Genomic DNA, 2582 nt, shown 5'->3' with positions numbered 1-2582 from the left:
TCTGATGGCAGGCGCGGCACTTGTTCCAGGAGCGCTCGCCGGCGGCGATGTCCTGTGCAGATGCGGGCGAAGTCGTGGCAAGGGCCGTGGCGATCAGGGCGGCGCTGGGCAGCAATTTCATAAGTCGTCCTTCGTCAGGGATGAAAATGAGGCCGCGCCGGAGCGGCGCGGCCAGGGAGGTCGCACCGCGCGGGAGGGCACGGTGCGGGGGAACGTTCAACTGAACATGTCGGCGGTGATGGCGGCGTACCAGCCCATGTTCTCGGCCTGGTTTTCCTTACGCAGCGCATCGCTTTCGCCTGGCTGGGACACGAAGGTTTCGGTCGCCGTGATCTTGCCGTCCTTGGGCTCGTATCGGCCGCCGACCTTGATGGTGTCGTCGGTGTCGACAAGCGACCAGCAGGTGTTGACGTAGCGTGGCGGGAATGTCCGGGTGCCGGTCAGCTCGCCCCTTATCACCATGGCGGCGATCTTGGCCTGGCTGTTGGCCGAGAAGGCGGATTTGGGCATGTCGCCGGCAATGCAGGCATCGCCGAGCACGAAGATGTTGGCGTCGGCGGTCGACTTCATCGTCGCGGGGTCGATCGCACAATACCCACCGGCAGGGGCGAGTCCCGCGCTGCGGGCGATCTCGCCGGCCATCTGCGCGGGGATGACGTTGACGAAGGCGCAGTCCTTGTAGGTCTCGAACCCCGTGACGACCGTGTTGGTCTTCGGATCGACCGACTTGATGCCATCATGCACTTTGGGGCCGAGCCATTCGATCATCCCGCCATAGCGCTTCTCCCAGTCGGCCTGGAACACGCCCTGCTTAGAGAAGGCCTCCTTCGGATCGAGGATGATGATCTTGGCGTCGGCCTTGCCGGCCTTCTTCAGCGCATGGGCGAACATCGAGGCGCGCTCATAGGGGCCGGGCGGACAGCGGAACGGGTTGGGCGGTGCGATCATCACGATCAGGCCGCCATTGGGCACGGCGTCGAGCTTCTGCTTGATCAATTGCGTCTGGCGGCCGGGCTTCCAGCCATGCGGCATGGTCTCCTCGGCCTCCTTCGACCAGCCGGGAACGGAATCGTATTTCAAGTCGATGCCCGGCGAGACCACGAGCCGGTCGTAAGGCAGGCGCTGCCCGGTCGAGAGCACGACCTCCTTCTTGTCGCGGTCGATCTGCGTAGCGCGGGCGCGGGCGATGGTGATGCCATGGGTCTTCGCCAGCGCATCGTAGCGATGAACGATCTCGTCGTATTGCTTGAACCCGCCGACATAGAGGTTGGAGTGGAAGCAGGTTTGGTAGGTCTCGTTCTCCTCCACCAGCGTCACAGTGATCGCGCCCTGGCTGTCCTTGGCGAGGTAGCGCGCGGCGGTTGCGCCGCCGGCGCCGCCGCCGATCACGACGACGCGCGGCTTGGCCTGGCCGAGGACGGCCGGAGCGCCCAGCCCCAGCGTCGCCGCTGCTGACAGGCCCGACAGGGTGAATGCACGACGATTGATCTTCATGTCTCTCTCCCGGATTTTTTTGTTGGTTGTCCGTTGGATGGCGTCCCCGGCGGCCTCTTGGCGGGCCTACCCGATCTTCATGTAGGCGAAGCCCTTCGACTGCAGGGCGGCGACGGTCGCCACACCAGAAGGCACGAAGGAGATGAAGGCAGCGCTGCGGGCCTTGGCCTTGTCGAGCTTGAGGCGGCTGAAGGTGATCTCGCAGAGATGGACCTTGAGCCCGTTCTTGGCGACATCCTCGACCCGTTCGAAGATCTTCGGGACCATGACCTCGTCGCGCCAGCTCGTCTCCTCCAGCGAGTCGAGGAAGAACTTGACGCCCTGGCCATGCGCCACGATCGCCAGCTGCAGCGCGAAGGGGTCGGCGCCGTAGGCGGAGTAATGGTTTGCGATATTGGTCAGCATCTGCACGAAGCGCGGCGGATCGCCGAAATCGCAATGGTAGACGCAGGCGACGTCGGCCTCCTTCTTCAGATCCGCGAGCTTCAGCTCGCGCGGCGCCGCGATGGCAGGCGAAGCCATGCCGACAAGGCCTGCCGCGGCCGCGGCCATGATCGTCCTGCGGGAGGCGGTTTCGGGGGCATCGCTCATGGGGACCTCCTTCGCCTCGAATGCGAGGCAGACGTCATGGGGCCGGTTTCAGGCTCTCGTAATAGGCGGCCAGAGCGAGCAGTTCCTCGCGGGACAGCCGTCCCGCAATGGTCTGCATGATCTGGTTCTCGCGATGCTTGTCCCGGTAGCTCTCCATCAGCGCCACGAATTGGTCGGCTGGATGCCCCACGATCGCGGGAATGCCCCCGACCTGCCGGCCGCTGGTCTGATGGCAGGCGGTGCACTCGGAGGAGAGATACTCCCCGAGCGCCTTGTCGCCGGCGGCCAGGGCGGGACCGCCCGACAACGAGGCGGCGACGGCGACGAAGCCGAACCAGCCGGGCGACGGTCGTGAGCCCGGCATCAATCGACCTTCGGCGCCGATTTCGAATCGGGCGTGACGTCGAGGACCGCGGCGCGCCCCGTGATCTTCACTTCCGACTTGCAGTTCGTCATGCAGGGCTCCTTGCCCCAGAACGCTTTTTCGGACGTCTCGC

The 2582-nt window shown here is 65.2% G+C and carries 3 protein-coding genes and 1 pseudogene; all 4 read right to left on the bottom strand.

The window, feature by feature from the left end; translation table 11 throughout:
* Positions 1-216 precede the first annotated feature (216 nt).
* Positions 217-1494, bottom strand: a complete 1278-nt coding sequence (locus AX750_RS22240; protein ID WP_066733691.1) for an NAD(P)/FAD-dependent oxidoreductase — start codon at positions 1492-1494, stop codon at positions 217-219.
* Between the two features lie 66 nt (positions 1495-1560).
* A complete protein-coding gene (locus AX750_RS22235; RefSeq protein WP_066720875.1) occupies positions 1561-2085 on the bottom strand; it encodes a DsrE family protein in 525 nt (174 codons plus the stop codon).
* Positions 2086-2119: 34 nt separating this feature from the next.
* Positions 2120-2449: a c-type cytochrome gene (locus tag AX750_RS22230; protein WP_066720877.1), complete on the bottom strand. Its 330-nt coding sequence runs from the start codon at positions 2447-2449 to the stop codon at positions 2120-2122.
* A pseudogene (locus AX750_RS27005) lies at positions 2449-2582 on the bottom strand (cytochrome c); the annotation flags it as partial. The gene AX750_RS22230 and the pseudogene AX750_RS27005, both read right to left, overlap by 1 nt.

Origin of the sequence: Methylobacterium sp. CCH7-A2 (genome assembly GCF_001557075.1) — a bacterium.
GTDB lineage: Bacteria > Pseudomonadota > Alphaproteobacteria > Rhizobiales > Beijerinckiaceae > Allobosea > Allobosea massiliensis.
Note: the sequence above shows the minus strand (reverse complement) of the source record. Positions and strands in the feature narration are given on the sequence as shown.

Excerpts from the sequence above, each read along its gene's own strand:
- AX750_RS22240 (WP_066733691.1), bottom strand. The coding sequence starts at position 1,494 with ATGAAGATCAATCGTCGTGCATTCACCCTGTCGGGCCTGTCAGCAGCG.
- AX750_RS22235 (WP_066720875.1), bottom strand. The coding sequence starts at position 2,085 with ATGAGCGATGCCCCCGAAACCGCCTCCCGCAGGACGATCATGGCCGCG.
- AX750_RS22230 (WP_066720877.1), bottom strand. The coding sequence starts at position 2,449 with ATGCCGGGCTCACGACCGTCGCCCGGCTGGTTCGGCTTCGTCGCCGTC.